Source organism: Pseudomonas sp. LFS044 (assembly GCF_047978245.1).
Classification (GTDB): Bacteria; Pseudomonadota; Gammaproteobacteria; order Pseudomonadales; family Pseudomonadaceae; genus Aquipseudomonas.
This window is the reverse complement of record NZ_JBFPFX010000023.1, coordinates 20602-45769: the sequence shown is the minus strand read 5'-3', so window position 1 is coordinate 45769 and position 25168 is coordinate 20602. Positions and strand designations below refer to the sequence as shown.

General features: G+C 62.3%; 31 protein-coding genes and 1 pseudogene. 14 read left to right on the top strand and 18 right to left on the bottom strand.

Annotation, left to right across the window (positions count from 1 at the left end; translation table 11 throughout):
- Nucleotides 1–31: 31 nt before the first annotated feature.
- Both ACNQPL_RS18995 and ACNQPL_RS18990 read right to left on the bottom strand, forming a co-directional pair.
- Complete coding sequence (locus ACNQPL_RS18995; RefSeq protein ID WP_416467554.1) at nucleotides 32–1309, bottom strand: CynX/NimT family MFS transporter; 1278 nt, start codon at nucleotides 1307–1309, stop codon at nucleotides 32–34.
- A gap of 13 nt (nucleotides 1310–1322) precedes the next feature.
- Nucleotides 1323–1973, bottom strand: a complete 651-nt coding sequence (locus tag ACNQPL_RS18990; RefSeq protein WP_416467553.1) for a FadR/GntR family transcriptional regulator — start codon at nucleotides 1971–1973, stop codon at nucleotides 1323–1325.
- Between the two features lie 141 nt (nucleotides 1974–2114).
- Here ACNQPL_RS18990 and ACNQPL_RS18985 point away from each other — a divergent pair.
- A pseudogene (locus ACNQPL_RS18985) lies at nucleotides 2115–2954 on the top strand (alkaline phosphatase family protein); the annotation flags it as partial.
- A 57-nt stretch (nucleotides 2955–3011) separates the two neighbouring features.
- Here ACNQPL_RS18985 and hisC read toward each other — a convergent pair.
- The 10 genes from hisC to ACNQPL_RS18935 form a co-directional block, all read right to left on the bottom strand.
- On the bottom strand, nucleotides 3012–4058 hold the full coding sequence (gene hisC / locus ACNQPL_RS18980) for a histidinol-phosphate transaminase (protein WP_416467551.1): 1047 nt from the start codon (nucleotides 4056–4058) through the stop codon (nucleotides 3012–3014).
- 2 nt (nucleotides 4059–4060) lie between these two features.
- The gene (hisD, locus tag ACNQPL_RS18975) at nucleotides 4061–5386 is read right to left on the bottom strand and encodes a histidinol dehydrogenase (protein ID WP_387524942.1); all 1326 of its coding nucleotides are present in this window, start codon (nucleotides 5384–5386) and stop codon (nucleotides 4061–4063) included.
- A 130-nt stretch (nucleotides 5387–5516) separates the two neighbouring features.
- On the bottom strand, nucleotides 5517–6152 hold the full coding sequence (hisG, locus tag ACNQPL_RS18970; protein WP_346611948.1) for an ATP phosphoribosyltransferase: 636 nt from the start codon (nucleotides 6150–6152) through the stop codon (nucleotides 5517–5519).
- Between the two features lie 117 nt (nucleotides 6153–6269).
- Nucleotides 6270–7535: a UDP-N-acetylglucosamine 1-carboxyvinyltransferase gene (murA, locus tag ACNQPL_RS18965; RefSeq protein ID WP_346611949.1), complete on the bottom strand. Its 1266-nt coding sequence runs from the start codon at nucleotides 7533–7535 to the stop codon at nucleotides 6270–6272.
- Between the two features lie 23 nt (nucleotides 7536–7558).
- Nucleotides 7559–7798: a BolA family protein gene (locus ACNQPL_RS18960; protein ID WP_019471361.1), complete on the bottom strand. Its 240-nt coding sequence runs from the start codon at nucleotides 7796–7798 to the stop codon at nucleotides 7559–7561.
- A 118-nt stretch (nucleotides 7799–7916) separates the two neighbouring features.
- Nucleotides 7917–8219 carry an STAS domain-containing protein gene (locus ACNQPL_RS18955; protein ID WP_346611950.1) on the bottom strand — a complete coding sequence of 101 codons (303 nt, stop codon included), beginning with the start codon at nucleotides 8217–8219 and terminating at the stop codon, nucleotides 7917–7919.
- Entirely contained in the window at nucleotides 8216–8863 is a 648-nt protein-coding gene (locus ACNQPL_RS18950; RefSeq protein WP_346611951.1) for an MlaC/ttg2D family ABC transporter substrate-binding protein, read from the bottom strand. The genes ACNQPL_RS18955 and ACNQPL_RS18950 overlap by 4 nt, the downstream gene beginning before the upstream one ends.
- Nucleotides 8864–8872: 9 nt before the next feature.
- A complete protein-coding gene (gene mlaD / locus ACNQPL_RS18945; RefSeq protein ID WP_346611952.1) occupies nucleotides 8873–9358 on the bottom strand; it encodes an outer membrane lipid asymmetry maintenance protein MlaD in 486 nt (161 codons plus the stop codon).
- Nucleotides 9358–10155, bottom strand: a complete 798-nt coding sequence (mlaE, locus tag ACNQPL_RS18940) for a lipid asymmetry maintenance ABC transporter permease subunit MlaE (protein ID WP_346611953.1) — start codon at nucleotides 10153–10155, stop codon at nucleotides 9358–9360. Before mlaE ends, mlaD begins: the two co-directional genes overlap by 1 nt.
- Nucleotides 10155–10964, bottom strand: a complete 810-nt coding sequence (locus ACNQPL_RS18935; protein WP_416467549.1) for an ATP-binding cassette domain-containing protein — start codon at nucleotides 10962–10964, stop codon at nucleotides 10155–10157. Before ACNQPL_RS18935 ends, mlaE begins: the two co-directional genes overlap by 1 nt.
- Nucleotides 10965–11211: 247 nt before the next feature.
- Here ACNQPL_RS18935 and ACNQPL_RS18930 point away from each other — a divergent pair, with 247 nt between their 5' ends.
- The 12 genes from ACNQPL_RS18930 to ACNQPL_RS18875 all read left to right on the top strand — a co-directional run bounded on the left by ACNQPL_RS18930 (nucleotide 11212) and on the right by ACNQPL_RS18875 (nucleotide 19001).
- Complete coding sequence (locus ACNQPL_RS18930) at nucleotides 11212–12186, top strand: KpsF/GutQ family sugar-phosphate isomerase (protein WP_346611954.1); 975 nt, start codon at nucleotides 11212–11214, stop codon at nucleotides 12184–12186.
- A 15-nt stretch (nucleotides 12187–12201) separates the two neighbouring features.
- Nucleotides 12202–12726, top strand: coding sequence for an HAD family hydrolase (locus tag ACNQPL_RS18925; RefSeq protein ID WP_346611955.1), 525 nt, complete (start codon nucleotides 12202–12204; stop codon nucleotides 12724–12726).
- Between the two features lie 8 nt (nucleotides 12727–12734).
- On the top strand, nucleotides 12735–13307 hold the full coding sequence (lptC, locus tag ACNQPL_RS18920) for an LPS export ABC transporter periplasmic protein LptC (protein WP_346611956.1): 573 nt from the start codon (nucleotides 12735–12737) through the stop codon (nucleotides 13305–13307).
- Nucleotides 13294–13818, top strand: coding sequence for a lipopolysaccharide transport periplasmic protein LptA (gene lptA, locus ACNQPL_RS18915; protein ID WP_346611957.1), 525 nt, complete (start codon nucleotides 13294–13296; stop codon nucleotides 13816–13818). Before lptC ends, lptA begins: the two co-directional genes overlap by 14 nt.
- Entirely contained in the window at nucleotides 13819–14544 is a 726-nt protein-coding gene (gene lptB / locus ACNQPL_RS18910; protein WP_346611958.1) for an LPS export ABC transporter ATP-binding protein, read from the top strand. It begins immediately after the preceding gene.
- 174 nt (nucleotides 14545–14718) lie between these two features.
- Nucleotides 14719–16212 carry an RNA polymerase factor sigma-54 gene (locus ACNQPL_RS18905; protein WP_416467548.1) on the top strand — a complete coding sequence of 498 codons (1494 nt, stop codon included), beginning with the start codon at nucleotides 14719–14721 and terminating at the stop codon, nucleotides 16210–16212.
- A gap of 79 nt (nucleotides 16213–16291) precedes the next feature.
- Nucleotides 16292–16600 carry a ribosome hibernation-promoting factor, HPF/YfiA family gene (gene hpf / locus ACNQPL_RS18900; protein ID WP_016485037.1) on the top strand — a complete coding sequence of 103 codons (309 nt, stop codon included), beginning with the start codon at nucleotides 16292–16294 and terminating at the stop codon, nucleotides 16598–16600.
- 12 nt (nucleotides 16601–16612) lie between these two features.
- Entirely contained in the window at nucleotides 16613–17077 is a 465-nt protein-coding gene (ptsN, locus tag ACNQPL_RS18895; RefSeq protein ID WP_346611960.1) for a PTS IIA-like nitrogen regulatory protein PtsN, read from the top strand.
- 2 nt (nucleotides 17078–17079) lie between these two features.
- A complete protein-coding gene (gene rapZ, locus ACNQPL_RS18890) occupies nucleotides 17080–17934 on the top strand; it encodes an RNase adapter RapZ (protein WP_346611961.1) in 855 nt (284 codons plus the stop codon).
- A 20-nt stretch (nucleotides 17935–17954) separates the two neighbouring features.
- A complete protein-coding gene (locus tag ACNQPL_RS18885) occupies nucleotides 17955–18227 on the top strand; it encodes an HPr family phosphocarrier protein (RefSeq protein ID WP_046784446.1) in 273 nt (90 codons plus the stop codon).
- A gap of 89 nt (nucleotides 18228–18316) precedes the next feature.
- Nucleotides 18317–18688 carry a type II toxin-antitoxin system RelE/ParE family toxin gene (locus ACNQPL_RS18880; protein ID WP_416467546.1) on the top strand — a complete coding sequence of 124 codons (372 nt, stop codon included), beginning with the start codon at nucleotides 18317–18319 and terminating at the stop codon, nucleotides 18686–18688.
- The gene (locus ACNQPL_RS18875; protein ID WP_346611963.1) at nucleotides 18681–19001 is read left to right on the top strand and encodes a helix-turn-helix transcriptional regulator; all 321 of its coding nucleotides are present in this window, start codon (nucleotides 18681–18683) and stop codon (nucleotides 18999–19001) included. The genes ACNQPL_RS18880 and ACNQPL_RS18875 overlap by 8 nt, the downstream gene beginning before the upstream one ends.
- Before the next feature lie 42 nt (nucleotides 19002–19043).
- Here the strand turns inward: ACNQPL_RS18875 and ACNQPL_RS18870 are convergent, their stop codons facing one another.
- The 6 genes from ACNQPL_RS18870 to pmbA all read right to left on the bottom strand — a co-directional run bounded on the left by ACNQPL_RS18870 (nucleotide 19044) and on the right by pmbA (nucleotide 24296).
- Nucleotides 19044–19937: a ZIP family metal transporter gene (locus ACNQPL_RS18870; protein WP_346611964.1), complete on the bottom strand. Its 894-nt coding sequence runs from the start codon at nucleotides 19935–19937 to the stop codon at nucleotides 19044–19046.
- Between the two features lie 11 nt (nucleotides 19938–19948).
- Nucleotides 19949–20560 carry a superoxide dismutase gene (locus ACNQPL_RS18865; RefSeq protein ID WP_346611965.1) on the bottom strand — a complete coding sequence of 204 codons (612 nt, stop codon included), beginning with the start codon at nucleotides 20558–20560 and terminating at the stop codon, nucleotides 19949–19951.
- 1 nt (nucleotide 20561) lies between these two features.
- Complete coding sequence (locus ACNQPL_RS18860; protein ID WP_346611966.1) at nucleotides 20562–21023, bottom strand: hypothetical protein; 462 nt, start codon at nucleotides 21021–21023, stop codon at nucleotides 20562–20564.
- Between the two features lie 27 nt (nucleotides 21024–21050).
- The gene (locus ACNQPL_RS18855; protein WP_416467545.1) at nucleotides 21051–22427 is read right to left on the bottom strand and encodes a class II fumarate hydratase; all 1377 of its coding nucleotides are present in this window, start codon (nucleotides 22425–22427) and stop codon (nucleotides 21051–21053) included.
- Nucleotides 22420–22821: a FagA protein gene (locus ACNQPL_RS18850; protein WP_346611968.1), complete on the bottom strand. Its 402-nt coding sequence runs from the start codon at nucleotides 22819–22821 to the stop codon at nucleotides 22420–22422. The genes ACNQPL_RS18855 and ACNQPL_RS18850 overlap by 8 nt, the downstream gene beginning before the upstream one ends.
- A gap of 128 nt (nucleotides 22822–22949) precedes the next feature.
- Nucleotides 22950–24296, bottom strand: coding sequence for a metalloprotease PmbA (gene pmbA / locus ACNQPL_RS18845; protein ID WP_346611969.1), 1347 nt, complete (start codon nucleotides 24294–24296; stop codon nucleotides 22950–22952).
- Between the two features lie 251 nt (nucleotides 24297–24547).
- Between pmbA and yjgA the strand changes: the two genes are divergently transcribed.
- Nucleotides 24548–25069 (top strand): ribosome biogenesis factor YjgA, encoded by a 522-nt coding sequence (yjgA, locus tag ACNQPL_RS18840; protein WP_346611970.1) that lies wholly within the window; start codon nucleotides 24548–24550, stop codon nucleotides 25067–25069.
- Nucleotides 25070–25168 lie beyond the last annotated feature (99 nt).

Genomic DNA, 25168 nt, shown 5'->3' with positions numbered 1-25168 from the left:
TTTAGCCAGTGCCGGCCCTGGTTAAACAGTCTCAGACCTTCTCGCTGCTCACCTGCACATGCAGCGCCCGCCCTGCCCCCAGCCCGAACACGATGGCGCCCACCCCCAGTACGGCGAAAATCCACCCCACCGCCGCCCAGCCACCGGTCAAGTCATGCACCAGGCCTACCGCAAACGGCCCCATGGACGCCAGGGTGTAACCCACACCCTGGGCCATGCTCGACAGGTTCGCAGCCACATGGGCGTCCCTGGAACGCAGCACGATCAGCGTCAACGCCAGGGCAAACGTGCCGCCCTGCCCCAAGCCCAACAACACTGCCCAGCCCCACAGCCCTGAAAGTGGCGCGTACAGGCAGCCGAACAGGCCAGCCAGGGTGATCAGCATGACCATGACGATCGCCAGTCGCTGGTCCTTGCCACGGGTAGCCAGCCAGGGTGCACTGAGCGAGCTGACCAGCTGCACAATCACCGAGCCGGACAACACCAGGCCAGCCTCGGTCGGGCTCAGGCCGCGGCCGATGAGAATCGACGGCAACCAGCCGAACACGATATACGCCAGCGACGATTGCAGCCCCATGTACAGGGTGACCTGCCAGGCCAGAGGATCACGCCACAAGCCACGCACCCTGTAGGCCACCTTGTGCAGGCCATGGCCCTGTCGCGCCTGGGGCAGCCAGACCAGCATTGCCAGCAGTGCCGGGACCATCCAGAAGCCCAGGCCGAGCGCCCAGCTGCCGTCAAAGTGCTGGGTCAACGGCACCGTGGCGCCAGCCGCCATGGCGGCCCCAAGGCACAGGGCCATGGTGTAGACACCGGTCAAGGTACCGGCATGCCTGGGGAAGTCGCGCTTGACGATACCTGGCAACAGCACGCCGATGATGCCGATACTGGCGCCGGCCATCACACTGCCAATGAACACCCCGGTCTCGCCCAGCGTGCTGCGTACCACGATGCCCAGCGCCAGGGTCAGCAGAATGCCGAGGATCACCCGTTCGCTGCCAAAGCGCCGAGCAAGGATCGGCGCCAACGGGGCAAACAGCCCCAGGCACAGCACGGGCAATGTCGTCAGCAGACCCGCCTGCGAAGCACTCAGGCCAAGGCCTTCACTGACCAGGCCGAGCACAGGCGCCATGCTCGACAACGCCGGCCGCAGGTTCAGCGCCACCAGCACCAACCCCAGCAGTAGCAACCAGGGCCGCTTCAACAGCACAGGCTGCTGAACCTGGGCATCGTCGGCTTCGGCATCGATCAGCAGTTCATCGAATTCCCGCTCGCGGGCGGGGGTTTGGCGGGTCATTGGTTCGGCCATGGCCTTCTCGTTCTCAGGATTCGATGAGGGTCCGGCTCAGGCGCTTGGCCCGCTCCGGATCGCGTTGTTCGATGGCATCGAGGATCTGCCCATGCAGGTCGAAGGTCGCCTGACAGCGCGGCACGCTGGTCATGTTGTGCTGCAGCGCGGTCGCCACTACACCCGAGAAATAGCGGTACAGCTCGCTAAGCGCCGGGTTGTGCGCCGCGTCGATCAGGCATTGGTGAAACACCAGGTCGCAGCTGACGTAGGCATCGACATCGCCATGAAAATGCTCGGCGCTACCCTCCAGGGCCGCGCGCAGGCGTTGCAGGTCGTCATCGGTGCGGCGTAGTGCTGCCAGGCCGATGGCCTCGGTTTCCAGGATGTGCCGGGTTTCCCGCGCCTGTTCCAGTGTGCAGTGCGACATCGCTTGCACAGCCTGCAGCGGGTCTTGGGACGTACGCAGATAACTGCCGTCACCCTGGCGGATTTCCACCAGCCCACTGAAGGCCAGAACGCGCATGGCTTCACGCACGGTATTACGGCTGATGCCCAACTGCAGGGCCAGTTCAGGCTCGGTGGGCAGGCGCTGCCCCACTTGCCAGTCGCCTTGAAGGATGCGCTCACGCATGCGCTCCACGGCGAGTTCGACCAGCGACCGTCTGGTCAATTCGCTGTTCATGTCCATTCAACCAATCATCCGATGAATACCCGTAGCTTAAGGGAGCACAGGCCGCGGATCAAATCACCTGGCAGTTTTACCAGTTGTGGCTGGGGCGCCCTGCTGCAACGCTGAGGTCATGTGAACTCAGGATGCCAAGCGATGCCTCGTTACCGAACGCTCTTGCTGCTCTGTGCCGTGCTGGCGGGTTGCGAGCCGACACCCCAGGCGCTTCAGCCCAAAACACTGATCGTGGGCCTGGATGGCGTGCAACTGAGCGAGTACGAAAAGCTGGGCGAGGCAAGCAACCTCAAGCGGCTGCATTATCGCAAGGCGTTCACCGGCGGTATTGCCGGCAGTGCGAGCGAGCAGCAGACGATAAGCGGGCCTGGGTGGATGACGCTGCTCACGGGGGAATGGGCCAACAAGCACGGTGTGACCTCCAACGCACTGCACCTGCGCGTCAGCCCTGACTACCCTAGCCTGTTCAAACAGCTGCGACGCGCGATGCCCAATGCCTACCTGGCCAGCGTGGTTAACTGGTCACCCATCAATACGGCTTTCCTGCTGGAAGACGCCCAGGAGAGCAACGTGCGCGAAAGCGGCTTGTCCGACGAACTCGTCACGCAACGCGCCCTGGAAATCCTTGGCAATACCCCGGCCGACTTCACTTTCATTCAACTGGACGATCCCGATGCTGCGGGCCACCAGCACGGCTTCGGCCCCGACTATCAGCAAGCCTTGCGTAATGCTGACGCGCAGCTGGGCCGCTTGCTGGACAAAGTGGCCGAGCGCCAGCAACAGTACCCGCGCGAAGGCTGGCTGGTGATCGTCAGTACCGACCACGGGCGTGATGCATCAGGTGTTGGCCATGGAGGCCAGTCAGAAGGGGAAAGAACCATCTTCATCGCCAGCAACAAGCCGCTGGATGAAGCGCTTGGGGCACAGACATCGGTCGCCCCGATCGTGCTCCGTCACATGGGCATCAACCCAAATGCCGAGCAGCAATAGCCCACCCGACAATTGAGCGTTGGGGCCGCCGTGCGGCCCCAACGGGTTTCAGCCCAGCGCGTCGATCAGCGCCTGGTTCATTTCCGGCGTACCAATGGTGATACGCAGGAACTGGGCGATACGCTGCTGTTTGAAGTGGCGCACGATCACCCCCTGTTCACGCAGGCGTGCGGCCAACTGCGCAGCATCTTCCTGCGGGTGGCGGGCGAAGATGAAGTTGGCGGCCGAGGGCAAGACTTCAAAGCCCTTGGCCGTCAGTTGCGCGACCAGCGCCTCACGGCTGTCGATCACCTTGCGGCAGGTCTCTTCGAAATAGGCCTGATCTTCGAAGGCTGCCGCTGCACCAACAATGGCCATGCGGTCCAGCGGGTAGGAGTTGAAGCTGTTCTTGATCCGCTCCAGCGCCTCGATCAGGTCCGGGTGGCCAACCGCCAGGCCAACGCGCAGGCCCGCCAGCGAGCGCGACTTCGACAGGGTCTGAGTCACCAGCAGGTTGTCGTAGCGGTCCACCAGGCTGATGGCCGTTTCGCCGCCAAAGTCGATGTAGGCTTCATCCACCACCACTACCGAGTCAGGGTTGGCTTGCAACAGCTGCTCGATCGCCTGCAGCGGCAACAGGCAGCCGGTTGGCGCATTGGGGTTGGGGAAGATGATCCCGGCATTGGGCTTGGCGTAGTCCTCGACACGGATCTGGAACTGCTCGTCCAGCGCCACCTGCTCGAACGCAATGCCGTACAGGCCGCAGTACACCGGGTAGAAGCTGTAGCTGACGTCCGGGAACAGCAGCGGGCCACCGTGTTGGAACAGGCCGTGGAAGATGTGCGCCAGCACCTCGTCCGAGCCGTTGCCGACAAACACCTGCCCGGTGGTTACACCGTAATATTCGGCCACTGCCTGCTTGAGCCGGTCACCGTTCGGGTCCGGGTACAAGCGCAGGTTGTCGTTGAGTTCGCCCCGCATGGCTTCCAGCGCCTTGGGCGACGGGCCATAGGGGTTCTCGTTGGTGTTCAGCTTGACCAACCGCGCCAGCTTGGGCTGCTCGCCCGGCACGTAAGGCACCAGGTCCTTGACGAAGGGGCTCCAGAATCGACTCATGCTCAGTTCCCCTTGTCTTGGGTCAGGATACGGTATTCGGCACTGCGGGCGTGGGCGGTCAGCGATTCACCACGGGCCAGAACCGAGGCGGTGTGGCCCAGTTCGGAGGCACCCTGCTCGGAGCAGAAGATGATCGACGAACGCTTCTGGAAGTCATACACCCCCAGTGGCGACGAGAAACGCGCCGTACCGGAGGTGGGCAGCACGTGGTTGGGGCCGGCGCAGTAGTCGCCGAGCGCTTCGCTGGTGTGGCGGCCCATGAAGATCGCGCCGGCGTGGCGGATCTGCGGCAGCCAGGCCTGCGGGTCGGCGACCGACAGCTCAAGGTGCTCAGGCGCAATCCGGTTGGCCACCTCGATGGCTTGCTGCATGTCGCGCACCTGGATCAGCGCGCCACGGCCGTTGATGGATTTCTCGATGATCTCGGCGCGTTCCATGGTCGGCATCAGCTTGTCGATGCTAGCGGCGACGCGGTCGAGGAACTCGGCGTCCGGGCTTACCAGGATGGCCTGGGCATCTTCGTCATGCTCGGCCTGGGAGAACAGGTCCATGGCAATCCAGTCCGGATCGGTCTGGCCATCGCATACCACGAGGATTTCCGAAGGGCCGGCGATCATGTCGATACCGACCTGGCCAAACACGTGGCGCTTGGCGGTAGCCACGTAGATGTTGCCCGGGCCGACGATTTTGTCTACCTGCGGCACGCTTTCGGTGCCATAGGCCAGGGCGGCGACGGCCTGGGCACCGCCCACCGTGAACACCCGGTCGACACCGGCGATGCAGGCTGCGGCCAGCACCAGTTCGTTGACCTCACCCCGTGGGGTCGGTACCACCATGACCACCTCGGTCACGCCAGCGACCTTGGCTGGGATGGCGTTCATCAGTACCGACGAGGGGTACGACGCCTTGCCGCCCGGCACATACAGGCCGGCGCGGTCCAGCGGGGTGACCTTCTGGCCCAGCACGGTGCCATCGGCCTCGGTGTACTGCCAGGAGTCCTGTTTCTGCCGCTCGTGGTAGATGCGCACACGTTCGGCGGCTTTTTCCAGGGCGGCACGCTGGGTGTCGGTAATGCGGGTCAGGGCCAGTTCCAGGCGCTCACGGCCAAGGATGAGGTCGTCGATGGACGTGGCGTCGACGCCATCGAAACGCTGGGTGAATTCCACCAGCGCCGCATCGCCGCGTTCGCGCACGGCCTTGATGATGTCGAGCACGCGCTGGTTGACCGCATCATCGGACACACTTTCCCAGCTCAGCAGATGATCAAGATGTCGGGCGAAATCCGGATCAGCGGCGTTGAGACGGGCAATTGCAGTGGACACGGTCATGGCGAGGGCCTCGATTATTAGCGAATGCTCAGGCGCCCTAGGCTACCAGTCCATCCGCACGGGCACCCGAGAAAGTGGCTATGACGCGGATAGACGGGCGCGACAGCGAAGGCCGCGCGCAGAAAGAGTCTTAGCCGCGGTGTCGCGATTCAACAGCCTGACGCAGGGTGTCGATCAGGTTCTGGATGCGGGCGTGCTGCATCTTCATGGACGCCTTGTTGACCACCAGGCGCGAGCTGATCGTGGCGATCAGGTCCTGAGGCTCCAGGCCGTTGGCGCGCAGGGTGTTGCCGGTGTCGACCACGTCGATGATCTTGTCGGCGAGGTTGATCAGCGGCGCCAGCTCCATCGAGCCGTACAGCTTGATGATGTCGACCTGACGGCCCTGTTCGGCATAGTAACGTTTGGCTACGTTGACGAACTTGGTGGCGACGCGCAGACGGCCCTTGGGCTCGGGGGCGCCGGTGACACCTGCGGTCATCAGCTTGCATTGAGCGATCTGCAGGTCCAGGGGCTCGTACAGGCCCTGGCCGCCGTACTCCATCAACACGTCCTTGCCAGCCACACCGAGGTCGGCGGCACCATGCTCGACATAGGTCGGCACGTCAGTGGCGCGCACGATCAGCAGGCGCACGTCTTCCTGGGTGGTCGGGATGATCAGCTTGCGGCTCTTGTCCGGGTTCTCGGTCGGCACGATACCGGCCTCGGCCAGCAATGGCAGGGTATCGTCGAGGATGCGGCCTTTGGAAAGCGCGATGGTCAACATTGGAAACGTCGGTCCTTAAGCAGCTACTGCCGGCCGGGCGTTGGCCCGACCGCATTCAATTCGTGTGCGGGAGCAGGCTTGTCGAAGCCCGCCCCCACACGTGCGCCTGCGGCGCGACTAGCCCGGTACGCGACGGATTTTCGCGCCCAGCATCTGCAGTTTCTCTTCGATGCACTCGTAACCACGGTCGATGTGGTAGATGCGATCGATCAGGGTATCGCCTTCGGCGACCAGCGCCGACAGCACCAGGCTGGCGGATGCACGCAGGTCGGTGGCCATGACCGGGGCACCCTTGAGCGCTGGCACGCCAGTGACGATGGCGGTGTTGCCCTCGACCTGGATCTGCGCGCCCATGCGGTGCATTTCGTACACGTGCATGAAGCGGTTTTCGAAGATCGTCTCGATCACAGCGCCGGTGCCTTCGGCAATGGCGTTCAGCGAGATGAACTGCGCCTGCATGTCGGTCGGGAACGCCGGGTACGGGGCGGTACGCAGGTTGACGGCTTTCGGCCGCTTGCCATGCATGTCCAGCTCGATCCAGTCTTCACCGGTAGTCAGGTCGGCACCGGCTTCCTTGAGCTTCTCCAGCACAGCCTCAAGGATGGTCGGGTCGGTGTCCTTGACCTTGACGCGGCCGCCGGTCACGGCAGCGGCGACCAGGTAGGTGCCGGTCTCGATACGGTCGGGCATGACGCGGTAGCTGGCCGAGTGCAGACGCTCGACGCCATCGATGGTGATGGTGTCGGTGCCGGCGCCCTGAACCTTGCCGCCCATGGCATTGATGAAGTTGGCCAGGTCGACCACTTCCGGCTCACGCGCGGCGTTTTGCAGCACGCTGCGGCCTTTGGCCAGGGCAGCGGCCATCATGATGTTCTCGGTACCGGTCACGCTGACGGTGTCGAAGAAGAAGTGTGCGCCGCGCAGGCCGCCTTCCGGGGCCTTGGCCTTGATGTAGCCGCCTTCGACTTCGATCTTCGCGCCCATGGCTTCCAGGCCGCGGATGTGCAGGTCGACCGGGCGTGAGCCAATGGCGCAACCGCCCGGCAGGGCCACTTCGGCCTCACCGAAACGGGCGACCATCGGGCCAAGCACCAGGATCGAAGCGCGCATGGTCTTGACCAGCTCGTAGGGCGCGACCAGGGTCTTGATGGTGCGTGGGTCGATTTCCACCGCGAGCTTTTCGTCGATCACAGGCTCGATGCCCATGCGGCCGAACAGCTCGATCATGGTGGTGATGTCGTGCAGGTGCGGCAGGTTGCCTACGGTAACCGGGCCGTCAGCCAGCAGGGTCGCCGCCAGAATTGGCAGAGCTGCGTTTTTAGCACCCGAAATGCGGATCTCGCCGTCAAGGCGAGCGCCGCCAGTAATAATCAGTTTGTCCATTGGAGTCTCGCCGCCAAGTTGGCTCAGGTGCGCTCAGCCCAGGCTGCGCTGCTGAAAAATTTCATGGTTACCGCATGGATGCTGCCATTGGCGATCCAGGGATTAAGGTGAGCATAGATCGCCTGCTGACGTTTGACCGGGCTCAGGCCAGCCAACTCGTCGCTGATCACGTTCAACTGGAAGTTGCAGCCTTCGCCTTCAACTTCTACCCGGGATCCCGGCAATTTTTCTTCAAGGAAGCTCTTAACTTCTAGGGCCTGCATGCTCAACCTCAATCGGCGCCCGATGCGCACGGGTCGGCCATCATACAAAAAAGCCCCTCGCCTGCGAAGCCCAACGAGGGCGTACGCTGACCGAGGGGCCTCCATCAATGGCGAGCCATCAGCTCGCCAGCACTTCATCCAGGTCATAGACCCCGGCGATTTCCCGCATGTCCTCGGGCATGTCGCGTACCTCGCAAGCCTTGCCGGCGGCCTGGCCATCACGAATGAACGCCAGCAACAGCGACAGGCCGACACTCGACGACTTTTCGACAGCCGAGCAATCGAGCACCAGGCGAGGCTCGCCAGAGGCGTCGATCAGCGCCTTGCCCTGCTTGCGCAAGGCCGGGCCGCTGCGGTAGTCCAGCACGCCGGCCAGGCGCATCACGCCCGGCTCGGCCATGCTTACGCCAGCCTCACTCATTTCACTTCCTTGTCCGGCGAGCTGTCGGCGGTCTGCTTGGCCTTGGCCACTTCACCCGCCCAACCGTCGATGGTCTTGTCCAGGTTGTTGCCGTTACGCTGCATGGCATCGGCGAACTGGTCACGGAACAGCTTGCCGATGTTGATGCCATTGACGATGACGTTACGCACCTTCCACTCGCCGCCGAGGTTTTCCAGGGTGTACTGCACCGGGTACACGGCGCCGTTGTTGCCGGTCACCTTCATGCCGACGCTGGCGCGCTTGCCGTCATCGGCCTTGGCCGGGTCGACCACGATGCCCTGGTTGTTGTACTCGAGCAGGGCGTTGCCATAGAACTGCATCAGGCTGCGCTTGAAGTTTTCCTGGAAGCGCTGCATCTGCTCAGGCGTGGCCTTGCGCGAGTACTTGACGGTCATGATGCTCTTGGAGATGCCGTCGGCGTCCACCACCGGCCCAAGGATGCGGTTGAGGGCATCGTAGAACGCCTGTGGGTTGGACTTGTACTGTTCCTTGTTGGCCTTCAGATCACCCAGCAGTTCGTTGGTCGTGCTCTGCACCACGTCATGGGGCGATTGCGCAGCCATCGTCAACAGGGGAAAGGCCGCCAGCAGGACCAGCAAGCCACGTCGCAGGATCGAAATCATGGAAACTCCTTAATTAGCCGGTTGCGCTTCTTTCGGTTCCTTGCCAACGGTGTTGAGCAGGAACTTGCCAATCAGATCTTCCAGCACCAGCGCCGACTGGGTGTCATGGATGGTCGCGCCATCCTTGAGCACCTGGTCTTCACCGCCCACGCTGATGCCGATGTACTTCTCGCCAAGCAAGCCGGCGGTCAGGATCGAGGCAGTGGAATCGGTCGGCAGGTTGTCGACCTTGCTGTCCAGCTGCAGCGTCACCCGACCGGTGTAGGAATCACGGTCCAGATCGATGGCGGTGACCTTGCCGATGGTCACACCGGCCATGGTCACTTTAGCTCTGACCGTCAAACCGGCGATATTGTCGAAGTACGCATAAACTTTATAGGTATCGCTGCTCGGGCTGGCAGACAGCCCGCTGACACGCAGGGCCAGCAGCAGCAACGCCAGGATCCCGGCCAGGAGGAACAGGCCGACACCGATTTCCAGGGTGCGGTTTTGCATCAGAAATCTCCAAACATCAAGGCGGTCAGAATAAAGTCCAGACCTAGAACTGCCAACGAGGCATAGACCACGGTCTTGGTGGTGGCACGGCTGATCCCCTCTGAGGTGGGCTCGCAGTCATACCCCTGGAATACGGCGATCCAGGTGGTGACGAAGGCGAACACCAGGCTCTTGACCAGCCCGTTGAGCACGTCGTCGGTAAAGGAAACGCTGTTCTGCATGTTGGCCCAGAACGAGCCTTCGTAGACGCCCAGCCAGTCCACCGCGACCCACGAGCCACCCCAGATGCCGACCACGCTGAAAATCAGTGCCAGCAGCGGCAACGAAATGAAACCGGCCCACAGGCGCGGCGCGACGATGTACTTGAGCGGGTCGACCCCGATCATCTCAAGGCTCGACAGCTGCTCGGTGGACTTCATGTTGCCGATTTCGGCAGTCAGGGCCGAACCTGCGCGGCCGGCGAACAGCAGCGCGGTGACCACCGGGCCGAGCTCGCGCAGCAGGGTCAGGGCAACCATTTGCCCGACCGCCTGTTCGGAGCCGTACTTGGCCAGGATGCTGTAGCCCTGCAGCGCCAGCACCATGCCGATGAACACACCGGATACGGTGACGATCGCCAGCGACAGCACACCCACCGAATACAGCTGCTTGGTCAGCAGCTGGAAGCCACCGCCAATACCGCCGCGACCGACCAGCGCATGGAACAGGAACAGGCACGAGCGCCCGAGCACCGCCAACACATCGATCGCCGAGCGACCGAACAGCCGGACACGTTCGAGTAAGGATTTTCTGCGCATCAACGCGCCCCCAGCAGATCGGCGCGGTAGTCTGGCGCAGGAAAGTGGAATGGCACCGGGCCGTCCGGGTCGCCCTTCATGAACTGGCGAATGCGCGGATTGTCCGAGCTCATCAGTTCGTCAGGGGTACCCTGCCCCAGCACCTGGCCGTCACCCACCACGTAGATGTAGTCGGCGATGCTGGCGGTTTCAGCCAGGTCGTGGGAGACGACGATACTGGTGATGCCCAACGCATCGTTGAGCAGGCGGATCAAGCGCACCAGAACGCCCATGGCGATCGGGTCCTGGCCGACGAACGGCTCGTCATACATGAGGATCTGCGGGTCCAGCGCAATCGCCCGGGCCAGCGCCACGCGGCGTTTCATGCCGCCGGACAGCTCGTCGGGCATCAGGTCGATGGCACCACGCAGGCCCACGGCCTGCAGTTTCATCAGCACGATGTCGCGGATCATTTCATCCGACAGCTGGGTGTGCACGCGCAGCGGGAACGCCACGTTCTCGAACACATCGAGGTCGGTGAACAGTGCGCCGCTCTGGAACAGCACGCCCATCTGCTTGCGCGCGTCGAACAGGTCGCTGCGCGACAGGCTCGGCAGGTTCTGCCCGGCCACCCACACCTCGCCGCTCGACGGACGCAGCTGCGCGCCCATCAGGCGCAACAGCGTGGTCTTGCCGCAACCCGACGGCCCCATGATGCCAGTGACCTTGCCTCGCGGGATACGTATGTCGACGTTGCTGAAAATGCTGCGCGAACCGCGCTTGAAGGTGACGCCCTTCAACTCGACCGCGTAGGCGCTATCCACACTCATCTAGACTCCTTGCTAGTGCAGCCTCGTCCTAGTTGACGCCGGCCCTCATCTTGAAGGCACACACGCCCCTGGCGGGCCGAATAGCGGCGAACTATAGCACCGCTGGCAGTGCCGCCCCAAGGGCATGGCAGCAGTCGTTCAGGCCAACGACAGGCTTTGATGACATTTCCCTGGGCAATCGAAAAGATGAGGCTTTCTTCCATTGCGGCTATAATCGCCGCCTTTTCATCAGGCATCGTTATTCGACATGAGCCAATCGAGTGAGCTGATCCAGTCCGCCCAGCGCACCCTGCGCCTGGAGATCGAGGCCGTTCAAGGCTTGACGGCCAGTATCGACGCCAACTTCGTCAAGGCCTGCGAGCTGATTCTGGCGAGCAAAGGCCGGGTCGTGGTGGTCGGCATGGGCAAGTCGGGCCACATCGGCAACAAGATTGCCGCCACGCTGGCCAGCACCGGCACGCCTGCGTTTTTCGTGCACCCGGCCGAGGCCAGCCACGGCGACATGGGCATGATCACCCGTGACGACGTGATTCTTGCCCTGTCCAACTCGGGCAGCACGGCCGAGATCATCACCTTGCTGCCGCTGATCAAACGCCTCGGCATTCAGTTGATCAGCCTGACCGGCAACCCGGATTCGCCGCTGGCCCAGGCTGCCGAAGTCAATCTTGACGCCCGCGTCGCCCAGGAAGCCTGCCCGCTGAACCTGGCACCCACCTCATCGACCACCGCGGCCCTGGTACTGGGCGACGCCCTGGCCATTGCGCTGCTGGAAGCCCGCGGCTTCACTGCCGAAGACTTCGCTTTCTCGCACCCTGGCGGCGCCCTCGGCCGTCGCCTGCTGCTGAAGGTGGAGAACGTCATGCACGCCGGCGACGAACTGCCGCAGGTAGTGCGCGGAACACTGCTCAAGGACGCGCTGCTGGAAATGTCCCGCAAAGGTTTGGGCATGACCGTGGTCCTTGAAGCAGACGGCAAGCTGGCCGGTATTTTCACTGACGGCGACCTGCGCCGCAGCCTGGATCGCAACATCGACATGCACACCACCCTCATCGATCAGGTGATGACCGTGCACGGCAAGACAGCCCGCGCCGAGATGCTCGCCGCCGAGGCGCTGAAAATCATGGAAGACCACAAGATCAATGCACTGGTGGTCGTGGACCACGACGATCGCCCCACCGGGGCGCTTAACATGCACGACCTGCTGCGCGCCGGGGTGATGTAAATGAGGACGACGCACATGAGCCAGGAATTGATGCAACGCGGCAAAGCCATCAAGCTCGCCGTATTCGATGTCGACGGCGTACTGACCGACGGTCGCCTGTACTTCCTTGAGGACGGCAGCGAGTTCAAGACCTTCAACACACTCGACGGCCAAGGCATCAAGATGCTCATGGCCTCGGGCGTGACCACCGCAATCATCAGCGGGCGCAAGACCCCCGTCGTTGAGCGCCGCGCCAAAAACCTTGGCATCCCGCACCTGTTTCAGGGCCGCGAGGACAAATTGGTGGTGCTCGACGGCCTGCTGGCCGAACTGGGCCTAAGCTATGAGCAGGTCGCTTATCTCGGTGACGACTTGCCCGACCTGCCGGTGATTCGCCGGGTGGGCCTGGGCATGGCGGTGGCCAGCGCCGCGCCTTTCGTCCGCCAGCACGCCCATGGCGTGACCCAGGCGCGCGGCGGTGAAGGTGCCGCGCGTGAATTCTGTGAACTGATCATGCAGGCCCAGGGCACCCTGGACGCTGCCAACGCCAACTATCTGTAAGGCTGCCCATGCTCAGCAAGAAAGTCCGCAATATCGTGCTGCTCGGGGCCATCGCCGCCCTGCTGGTGGCGGTCGGCTACTGGAATGTCAGCCCCGAGAGCTTCCTCGACCAGCCCGTGGCCCAGGTCGACGAAAGCGCCATCGACTACTACGCGATCAACGCCCACAGTGTGCAGTTCCTGCCCGATGGCAAGCTGCAATACGAAATGACTGCCGACAAGGTCGAACACCTCAAGGCCACCGAGGTCACACTGGTGACCACGCCTGACCTGCACATGTACCGCGGCACCGAATACCCCTGGCACGTGCAGAGCGTGCGCGCCGAGGTCAACCCGGATGGCACCGAGGTCGAACTGATCGACAACGTTCGCGTGGCGCGCACCGACGAAAAACAGCGTGAAACCATCATTACCAGCTCGCGCATGACCGTATTCCCACAGAAGCAATATGCGCAGACCGAGCAAGCCGTTAGAATCGACGGCGCCGGTGGTACAACCACGGGCAAGGGAATGAAAGCGTATTTGAAAGAAGGCAGGATGGACCTGCTCTCTAACGTAAGAGGACAGTATGAGGCTCGTTAAAACCCTCCCCCTTTTGCTCAGCCTGAGCGCAGCACTGGGAAGCGCGAGCGCCTTCGCCCTGCCGACCGACCGTGACCAGCCTATCCGCATCCAGGCCGACAACGCGCACCTGGACGACAAGCAAGGCGTGGCCACCTATACCGGTGACGTGATCATCACTCAAGGTTCGATGATGATCAAAGGCAACACCGTGACCATGACCCGCGCCGCCAACGGCGACATCGACGTGGTGACCTCGGTGGGCAACCTGGCCTACTTCGAGCAACAGCAGAGCGCCGCCAAGCCCGACAAGATGAAAGGCTGGGCCGTGACCATCCAGTACCAGGCACAGAAAGACACGGTGATCCTTACCGACCGTGCCAAGGTCGAGAACGAAGGCAACACCACCGAAGGCGAGAAGATCGTCTACAACACCAAGTCCCAGGTGGCGACCGCCGGTCGTGGCGGCAATGTCACTGCACCGCGTCAGCGCATCGACATGGTGATCCAGCCGAAGAAGAAGGCCGAGTAAATGGCAACCCTCAAAGCCCAGCACCTGGCCAAGAGCTACAAAGGGCGGCAAGTCGTGCGCGACGTCAGCCTTTCGATCGACAGCGGCCAGATCGTCGGCCTGCTCGGCCCCAACGGTGCCGGCAAGACCACCTGCTTCTACATGATCGTCGGCCTGGTCCAGGCCGACCAGGGCCGCGTTCTCATCGACAACCTGGATGTCAGCCACCAGCCCATGCACGGTCGCGCACGCGCCGGCATCGGCTATCTGCCGCAGGAAGCCTCGATCTTCCGCAAGCTGTCGGTGGCCGACAACATCATGGCCATCCTCGAGACCCGCAAGGAGCTCGACCGTGACGGCCGCCGCAAAGAGCTGGAAAGCCTGTTGCAGGAATTCCACATCAGCCACATCCGCGACAACCTCGGCATGAGCCTGTCCGGTGGCGAACGCCGCCGTGTCGAGATTGCCCGCGCCCTGGCGACCGCACCAAAGTTCATCCTGCTGGACGAACCTTTCGCCGGTGTCGACCCGATTTCGGTAGGCGACATCAAGCAGATCATCCACCACCTCAAGGCCAAAGGTATCGGGGTACTGATCACTGACCACAACGTCCGTGAAACCCTGGATATCTGCGAAACCGCCTACATCGTCAACGATGGCCAACTGATCGCAGAAGGCGACGCAGAGACCATCCTGGCCAACGAGCTGGTCAAGGAGGTTTACCTGGGGCACGAGTTCCGACTCTGATCTCCAGGCCGTGCCCGGAGCACTGCTTTGCGGCTTGACAGGGTTTAAGTTGTTACAGTGCTCTAGGCAAACGCTACAATTTAAGGCATAAAACTTGCTTGAATTTGGCGCTTCGGCGCCCTCGTGTAGTGGATGGCGCATGCGCGCCGGCGAACAAGGTATTAAGCCCCTGCCATGAAACCATCGCTCGTCCTAAAAATGGGCCAGCAACTGACGATGACACCGCAGTTGCAACAGGCCATCCGCCTACTTCAGCTCTCTACCCTGGACCTTCAGCAGGAAATCCAGGAAGCGCTGGAGTCCAATCCGATGCTCGAACGTCAGGAAGACGGCGACGACTTCGACAACAGCGACCCGATGGCGGACAACGCCGAGAACAAACCGGCCGCCGAAGTCCAGGACAACAGCTTCCAGGAAAGCACCGCGAGTGCCGAAAACCTGGAAGACGGTGAGTGGAACGAGCGAATCCCCAATGAGCTTCCGGTCGACACGGCCTGGGAAGACATCTACCAGACCAGCGCCAGCAGCCTGCCCAGCAACGATGACGACGAATGGGACTTCACCACCCGCACGTCGGCCGGCGAGAGCCTGCAAAGCCACCTGCTATGGCAGCTGAACCTGGCACCGATGTCCGATACCGACCGCCTGATCGCGGTTACCCTGATCGACAGCATCAACGGCCAGGGTTACCTGGAAGACACCCTCGAGGAAATCTGCGCCGGCTTCGACCCAGAGCTGGATATCGAACTCGACGAAGTCGAAGCGGTGCTGCATCGCATCCAGCAGTTCGAACCTGCCGGCATCGCGGCGCGCAACCTCGGCGAATGCCTGCTGCTGCAACTGCGCCAGCTGCCGGCCAGCACACCCTGGATGGCCGAGGCCAAGCGCCTGGTCACCGACTTCATCGACTTACTGGGTGGCCGCGACTACAGCCAGCTGATGCGGCGCATGAAGCTCAAGGAAGATGAACTGCGCCAGGTCATCGAGCTGGTGCAGAGCCTCAACCCGCGGCCTGGCTCGCAGATCGAGTCCAGCGAACCGGAATACGTGGTGCCCGATGTCATCGTGCGCAAGGACAGCGACCGCTGGCTGGTCGAACTGAACCAGGAGGCGATCCCGCGCCTGCGCGTCAACCCGCAGTACGCAGGCTTCGTGCGCCGCGCCGACACCAGCGCCGACAACACGTTCATGCGCAACCAGTTGCAGGAGGCGCGCTGGTTCATCAAGAGCCTGCAGAGCCGCAACGAGACGCTGATGAAGGTGGCCACGCAGATCGTCGAGCATCAACGCGGCTTTCTTGATCACGGTGACGAGGCGATGAAGCCCCTGGTGCTGCACGACATCGCCGAGGCGGTGGGCATGCACGAGTCGACCATTTCGCGGGTGACCACGCAGAAGTTCATGCACACGCCCCGCGGGATCTACGAACTGAAATACTTTTTCTCGAGCCACGTCAGCACCTCCGAAGGCGGAGAATGCTCGTCTACGGCGATCCGCGCGATCATCAAGAAACTGGTTGCGGCGGAAAATCAGAAAAAGCCATTGAGTGACAGCAAGATCGCTGGTTTACTGGAGGCACAAGGCATCCAGGTAGCCCGTCGCACCGTCGCCAAGTACCGCGAGTCCCTCGGCATAGCACCGTCGAGCGAGCGCAAGCGATTGATGTAGCGCCTGAGATGTGCCACAGCGTTTGTGGGGCAGGTGCAAGACCTGCCTCTTTATGCACGGGCAACAAAGGAGAAGCTGTATGCAAGTCAATATCAGTGGACAGCATGTAGAAGTCACCCAGCCGCTGCGCGATTACGTGCTTGAAAAGCTCGCCCGGGTGGAGAGTCACTTCGACAAGATCACCAACGTGCAGGTCATCATGAAGGTCGAGAAGCTGCAGCAGAAGGTCGAAGCGACCTTGCAGATTCCTGGCGGTGAAGTGGTTGCCAACGCCGAAGACCAAGACATGTATGCAGCGATCGACGCCCTGGCCGACAAGCTCGACCGCCAACTGAAAAAACACAAGGAAAAACAGCAAAGCCTGCTGCAAGGTGCAGCTGCCCGCTGATCCCCCTCATCCATGATCCGACTTGAAACCATCCTGACCCCCGGCCGTTCCCTCGTGAACGTGCCGGGCGGCAGCAAGAAGCGCGCCCTTGAAATGGTCGCCACCCTGATTGCCAAGCAAGTACCCGAGCTGGCGATGCAAGACGTCTTCGACAAGCTCATCGCTCGTGAAAAGCTCGGCTCCACCGGTTTCGGCAATGGCATCGCCATTCCCCATTGCCGGATCCAGGGATGCACTGCCCCTGTCAGCGCCCTGTTGCACCTGGACGCCCCGATCGACTACGACGCCATCGATGGTGCTCCGGTCGACCTGCTGTTCGTCCTGCTGGTGCCAGAGGCGGCCACTGACGCCCATCTCGAATTGCTGCGCCAGATTGCCAGCATGTTGGATCGCAAGGAGGTTCGCGATCGCCTGCGTGGCGCCGCCAGCAGCGAGGCCCTGTACCAGGTTGTCCTGGACGTACAGAACGAGCACTGAACATGCGCCTGATCATCGTCAGCGGCCGGTCCGGCTCCGGCAAGAGCACCGCCCTCGATGTACTGGAAGACAACGGCTTTTACTGCATCGATAACCTGCCCGCCGGCTTGCTGCCGCAGTTGGCGGAAAACGCACTGATCAATACCGAGCTGCTGCAGCCCAAAGTGGCGGTGTCAATCGACGCGCGCAACCTGCCAAGCCACTTGTCGCGCTTCCCCGAACTGCTCGCGGAAGCCCGTGGCCGTCATATCCAGTGCGATGTGCTATTCCTGGATGCCGACGAAGACACGCTGCTCAAGCGTTTCTCCGAAACCCGTCGCCGCCACCCGCTGACCAACGCCGACCGCTCGCTTGCTGAAGCGATACGCGTTGAAAGCGAACTACTGGGGCCGATCTCCGACCTTGCTGACCTGAAGATCGACACCACCAGCCTGAACCTCTATCAACTGCGCGACTCGATCAAGCTACGCCTGCTCAACCAGCCCGAGCCCGGCACCGCATTTCTGGTCGAGTCGTTCGGCTTCAAGCGTGGCATGCCGGTCGATGCCGACCTGGTGTTCGATGTACGCTGCCTGCCCAACCCGTATTGGAAGCCCGAGTTGCGCGAGCATTCCGGGCTGGAGCAGCCGGTCATCGACTACCTGGCCGCACAGCCGGATGTCGAGGAAATGTTCACGGACATTTCCACCTACCTGCTCAAGTGGCTGCCCCGCTTCGCCGCCAGTAATCGCGCCTACGTCACCATCGCCATTGGCTGCACGGGTGGCCACCACCGGTCGGTGTACATCACCGAACGCCTCGGTCAGTTGCTGCAACAGTCTCTGAAAAACGTCCAGGTCCGCCACCGCGACCTCTAGCCCACAGGATCCGCCCCACGATGCCCGCCCGCGAAATTACCATCATCAACAAGTTGGGCCTGCATGCCCGGGCGGCAGCCAAGTTCGTCGGCGTCGCCGGGCGCTTCCCCTGCCAGGTACGGGTCGGCCGCGCGCCCGACAAGCTGGTAGACGGCAAGAGCATCATGGCGGTGATGATGCTGGCGGCGGGCAAAGGTACTCAGGTGCACCTGCATACCGAGGGTGAGCAGGACAACGATGCGCTGGAGGCGCTGGTGGCGCTGATCAACAACTACTTCGACGAAGGCGAGTAAGCCCTCAAGTAACATCCCCTGCCAATTGTCAGGATGCAATCCGGGTTGATTGTCTTTATACCTAGATAGGTATAACTTGAGGCGATGTCATGGATGCTCCAAGACGAATCAAAGCGCTGTACTGGGTAGGGAGCAGCAAAAAAGATCTTCAGACACTCCCTGATGATGTTCAGGACATTTTCGGCTTTGCACTGCATCAGGCGCAGGAAGGTGGCAGGCATCAGCAAGCAAAGAGTCTCAAGGGATTCACCGGTGCGGGTGTACTGGAAGTGGTGGAAGACTTCAACCGCAGTACCGATCGGGCGGTGTACACCGTCAGCTTTGGCAGCGCGGTCTATGTTCTGCATTGCTTCCAGAAAAAGTCTACCACTGGGATCAAGACCTCCAGCTACGACATGGACATGATCAAGTCGCGGCTCAAGCTGGCTCAGGCGCATTCAAGAGGTGAAAAAGATGATTGAGATTGAAGAAGGTAGCGGCAACGTATACGCCGACCTGAACACTGCAGATGCAGGTGAAATGCTGGTGAAAGCACACTTGGCCAGCAAGATCTGCAGCATTCTCAAGGCGCGCCACCTGACCCAGATGCAGGCTGCGGCAGTACTTGGCCTCCCCCAACCCAAAGTGTCCGATATGATGCGAGGCAAGTTCCGCGGCATCAGTGAAACCAAGATGATCGATTGCCTTGCTCGCCTTGGCCGCGACGTTCAGATCGTGGTCAAAGCTGCACCTCGCTCCCGCCGAGAAGGACGAGTGGAAGTCATCTTCGCTTGAGCAAGGCCATAATGGCAAAGCGGCTCCTGCCACCTAAGCACTTCAAGACATCGCGGTGTCCATCACCATCATCAGGCAGAAGCCGACACACAGCCCCAGGCTCGCCAAGCGGTGATGCCCATTGCTGCGCGATTCGGGAATGATCTCCTGGGTTACCACCAGCAACATCGCACCTGCCGCACAGGCCAGGCCCAGCGGTAGCAGCAACTCAGCGACGTTCACCAACCATGCGCAGATTACCGCTGCCAGCGGCTCCACCAGCCCAGAGGCGGCACCGATCAGGAACGCCTTGAACCGCGGCATCCCCGCCCCTGCCAGTACCAGCGCAATGACCAAGCCCTCGGGCACGTCCTGCAAGGCTATGCCCATCGCCAGGCTGTCGGCATCGGCCATGCCGCCACCGGCCGACACGCCGATTGCCATGCCTTCGGGAATGTTGTGGGCGATGATGGCAATCACGAATAACCAGATCCGCGCAGCGATCACCGGCTGGTGTTCGCTGCCAGCCAACGCCTCGGGCGAAGCGCCCGACACTTTCAGATCGACAACGAACAGGCACAGCGCGCCGAACAGCAGGCCAAAACTGATCAGGCCGCCCGCCCCCCATGGGCTGAAGCCCAGGGACTGAGCGGCATTCAGCCCCGGTATGATCAGCGAGAACGCCGTCGCCGCCAGCATCACCCCGGCACCGAAACCCAGGAGGGTGTCGGCCAGGGCGACTGGCATGTTACGGATCACCAGCACCGGTACTGCGCCCAGCGCCGTACCCAGCGCGCACAATGCGCCCCCCTCAAGGGCGCGCAACATGCGCGGTTCCAGGTCCAGCCAGGCGATGCCCCGGGCCACCAGCAGGGCCGTACCGACCAAAAGCAGCAAAGTGCCTACCGCCAGCCGAAACAGGCGCACACTGCTGACAGACATCACCTCAGAACGCATACCGGGTCGACTCACTTGCTGGCTTCGAGATAACGGCGTTCCACTTGCGCCCAATCGATGACGTTATAGAACGCACCGATGTATTCCGGGCGACGGTTCTGGTACTTCAGGTAGTAGGCATGTTCCCAGACGTCCAGGCCGAGAATCGGCGTATTGCCGTGCATCAGCGGGCTGTCCTGATTGCCGCTGCTTTCCACCAGCAGTTTTTTCTCCGGGGTGACGCTGAGCCATGCCCAGCCGCTACCGAAGCGGGTCAGCGCCGCTTTGGTGAAAGCTTCCTTGAACGCCTCGAAACCGCCCAGCTCGGCCTCGATGGCCTTGGCCACCTGGCCCTGTGGCTGGCCGCCGCCCTGTGGTGACATGACTTTCCAGAACAGCGAATGGTTGGCATGACCACCACCATGGTTGGTCACCGCGCCACGCAGGTTTTCCGGCAACTGCTTGACCGCGCCGACCAGCTTTTCAACCGGCCATTCGGCCCACTCGGTACCTTCGACAGCCGCATTCAGGCCGTTGACGTAGGTCTGGTGGTGCTTGGTGTGGTGGATTTCCATGGTCTGGGTGTCGATGTGCGGCTCGAGCGCATCGTAGGCATAGGGCAACGCAGGCAAGGTATGGGGCATATCAATGGATTCCGTAAGTTGGGGTACTGGACGACAGGTCCGTCTGCGCAGCCAGTTCGCTGGCTGCGGGCGCCTGGCGATTGAGCAGGCGCTCGGTGCGTGGATACTGGCCGTACTCGGCGATGAAACTCAGCAACTCGGTATAGGTGCGCCCGCTGTGGCGCAGCGCGGCATCCCGCAGCGCCTGGGGCAAGCGTGCCTCCTGGCTGGCCTGAAGCAGGCGCTGATGAGCGGCGCACAGGTAATCGGCGCTTTCCTGCGGCTGGTTCAGCCGCAGGTGCAGATCGGCCAGGTTGTGGTGGGCGATGACGAACGCCGCCACCGCTTCGTCGATGTCATGCCAGCGCTCGAACAGCACCTGGGCCAGGGCCAGGGCTTGCAGGTAGTACTCCCTCGCATCGACCAGCTCGCCTTGCTCAAACAAGCGGTTGGCGATTTCCGTGGTGCGTTTCCAGTGCTGCATGACTTGCCTCCTGCGCGCTGGCGCGGATCAGATGCCGCCAGCGGTGAGTTTTTCCGGGTCCAGCAGCGCCTCTAGCTGGTCACGCGACAGGTCGGTGTGCTCCAGCGCCACGTCGATGATCGGCCGGCCCTGCTTGTAGGCGGTCTTGGCGATTTCAGCGGCCTTGAGGTAGCCGATGATCGGGTTCAGCGCGGTGACCAGGATCGGGTTGCGGGCCAGTGCTTCCTTGAGCTTGCCTTCGTTGACCTTGAAGGTGGCAATGGCCTTGTCGGCCAGCAGGCGGCTGGCGTTGGCCATCAGCTCGATACTCTCGAGCAGGTTGCGGGCGATGACCGGCAGCATCACATTGAGCTCGAAGTTGCCCGACTGCCCCGCTACAGCGATGGTCGCGTCGTTCCCGATCACTTGCGCGGCGACCATGGCAGTGGCTTCCGGGATTACCGGGTTGACCTTGCCTGGCATGATCGATGAGCCCGGCTGCAGGCCTTGCAGTTCGATTTCCCCCAGGCCTGCGAGCGGGCCGGAGTTCATCCAGCGCAGGTCGTTGGCAATCTTCATCAACGCCACGGCAGTGGTCTTGAGCTGGCCAGACAGCGCAACAGCGGTGTCCTGCGAGCCGATCAGGGCGAACAGGTTCTGCCCTGGGGTGAATTCGACCCGGGTCAAGGCGCTCAGCTGACGGGCGAAACCGGCGGCGAACTGTGGGTGGGCGTTGATCCCGGTACCTACGGCAGTGCCGCCCTGGGCCAGGGCCTGCAGGCTCGGCAAGGTCGCTTCGATATGTGCCTTGGCGGCGTTGACCTGCGCAGCCCAACCGTCGAGCACCTGGCTCATGCGCACCGGCATGGCGTCCATCAGGTGGGTGCGGCCGGTCTTGACGTACTGATGCACCTGCACCGACTTGGCCTCGATCACCTGCACCAGGTGACCCAGTGCCGGCAGCAGCTGTTCATGAAGTGCCAGCGCGGCACTGACGTGAATGGTGGTCGGGATGATGTCATTGCTGCTCTGGCCACAGTTGACGTGGTCATTGGCATTGACCGGCTCACTGTGCAGGCGGCTGGCAAGCGTCGCGATCACCTCGTTGGCATTCATGTTCGAGCTGGTGCCGGAGCCGGTCTGGTACACGTCGACCGGGAAGTGCTGGATGAAATCGCCAGCCAGCAGTTGTTCGACCGCCTTGACGATGGCCTGGCCCTGCCCTGCGCTGATCTGCTCCAGTTCGATGTTGGCCTTGGCCGCTGCGGCCTTGGCCAGCAGCAGGGCACGGATGAACTGGGCCGGCATGCGCTGGCCGCTGATCGGGAAGTTGTCGACCGCGCGCTGGGTCTGGGCGCCGTACAGGGCCTGGGCCGGCACCTGCAGTTCACCCATGCTGTCACGCTCGATACGGGTATCACTCATCATCAAATCCTTGCATCAGTTCATCGGGAGAAATCGATGGCAGCAACCGGCAGTTGGCCAGTTGCAGGGCGTAGGTCTGCCAGCGAAGGTTCTGTTCGCGGCGGTCGAGGTTGCGCAGATCGAGCAACGGGCGCCAGGCCTGGTCCAGGCACAGGCAGCGCCAATGCCACGGCAACATGCGGTCGCAGGCGGTATCCAGCAGCAGGCGGAAAGAGGTCAGCGCCACCGTCCATGGCGAGGTTTCGGTACAGCACACCAGGTAGCGGCCTTCGGCAAGGTAGTGCTCGATCAGACGCGGCTCGTCAGGTTCGAGCGCGCAACGGATGCGCCGGCTGAGCCAGCGCCAGTTTTCCAGGTAGGGCAGTTCGTGGAGGACGGTTTTCATGAACATCATCGCCGGAGTTACTGGATAATGATATTCATTATTAAGTGATAAACAGAATCACTTCAAGTGTGGATTGATGAAAGAAAAAACCCGGCGCGGTGGCCGGGTTTCTGGAGCATGCTCGTAACGCCGAGTGTTCAGCTACCTGCAACAGTCATCCGCTCGATCAGCACCGAGCCCGTATGAATATTGCTACGGGTTTCAAGATCGCTGCCGATTGCGACAATTTGCTGGAACATATCCTTCATGTTGCCGGCGATGGTGACTTCCTGCACAGCGTGCTGGATCTCGCCATTCTCGACCCAGAAGCCCGCAGCACCGCGGGAATAATCGCCAGTAACCATGTTCAGGCCGTGGCCCATCAGCTCGGTGACCAACAAGCCGCGACCCATGCGCCGAATCAGCGCTGCCTGGTCCTCGACGCCGTGGGTGACGTACAGGTTGTGCACCCCACCCGAGTTGGCCGTGCTCGGCAGCCCCAGCTTGCGACCGGAGTAAGTGCCCAGCAGGTACGAGACCAATTCGCCTTTGTCGACGAACGGTTTGGCATAAGTCGCCAGGCCATCACCGTCGAACGCGGCACTGCCCAAGGCACGCGGGATGTGTGGGCGCTCATCGAGGGTCAGCCAGGTAGGGAACAGGCGCTGGCCCATGGCCCCCTCGAGGAAGGACGATTTGCGGTACAGATTGCCGCCGGAAATAGCCGACAGGAAGCTGCCGAACAGGCCGCCGGCCAGCTCGGCAGAGAACAGCACAGGTACTTCACAGGTTTTCACCGGGCGCGCACCCAGGCGGCTGGCGGCGCGCGCTGCAGCGCGCTGGCCAATGCTGCGCGGGTCGGCCAACAGGTTGCCCTGGCGGTTCACGTCATACCAGTAATCGCGCTGCATCTGCCCCTCGCCCTCGGCGATCATCACACAGCTCAGGCTGTGCCGGGTCGATGCGTAGCCTCCGATAAAACCATGGCTGTTGCCGTACACGCGGCACCCCTGGTGCGTATTGAGGGTAGTGCCATCGGCGTTGAGGATGCGCGGGTCGGCATCGAATGCTGCCGCCTCGCAGGCCAGCGCCATCTCGATGGCTTTCTCAGGCTCGATGTCCCAGTCATGGTAGAGGTCCAGGTCGGGGATATCGCGGGCCATCAGCGCCGCATCAGCCAGGCCCGAGCACTCGTCTTCGGAGGTGTGCTTGGCAATGGCCAAGGCAGCGGCAACGGTTTCGCGAATGGCGTCCGGGCCGCTGGCCGAGGTGCTGGCCGAGCCTTTGCGCTGGCCAACATAGAGGGTGATGCCAAAGCCTTGGTCGCGGTTGAATTCGACCGTCTCGACCTCGCGCTGACGCACCGTGGTGGACAGGCCCTGCTCCAGCGATACCGCCACTTCGCAGGCACTGGCGCCTTGCCGGCGCGCCTCGGCGATGATCGCTTCGACCTGCTCCTGCAACGCTGGCAGGTCTTTCGGGCCTACGCTCTGGACTGCACTCATGGTTTTCTCCACTCAAATTCTGCGTTCGGCGGGGGTCATTCTACGACCGGGCCGGACAAGCGGCCCCCGACTGGTTATGATGGCGGCAATTTCTATGCCTTATATGAAAAGTGCCTGCGCGACGCTCATGCTGCGTTGAAAACAGGCTCGGAATGCTCATTTACAACCAGTAAACTCCGCTTCCTCGCCTGTTTTCGCCTTGCCTGAGCCCCGCTCGGCGACTTTTCATACAACCCAAGCGGACTGCCACCATGGTTGATTCATACGACGACGCCTTCGACGGCGAAAAAAGCAAAACCCAGATCAAGCGCGAGCTGCATGCGCTGGTCGAACTCGGCGAACGCCTGACCACGGTCAAGGCCGATACCCTGGCACGCCTGCCGTTGACCGACGAGCTGCGCAAGGCCCTGGCCGAAGCCTGCAAGCACACCGCCCATGGCGCACGCAAACGGCACATGTCGTTTGTCGGCAAGCTGATGCGCGACCAGGACCTGGACGCCATCCACGCGGTGCTCGACCAGATCGACAGCTCCAGCCGCCAGTACAACGAGCGCTTCCACAGCCTGGAACGCTGGCGCGACCGCCTGATCGACGGTAACGACGAAGACCTCGAACGCTTCGTCAACGAGTACCCCGACACTGACCGTCAGCAGCTGCGCTCGCTGATCCGTCACGCCCAGCACGAAAAAGCGCGGAACAAACCGCCTGCCGCTGCGCGCAAGGTGTTCAAGTACATCCGCGACCTCGACGAGCTTCAGCGCGGCCTGCGCTGACGCGTGGCAAGTGGGGGCCTGTGGGAGCGGGCTTGCCCCGCGAACACCGGCGAAGCCGGTGCCAGCCACTACCGCGTGAGCTTCTTCGCGGGACAAGCC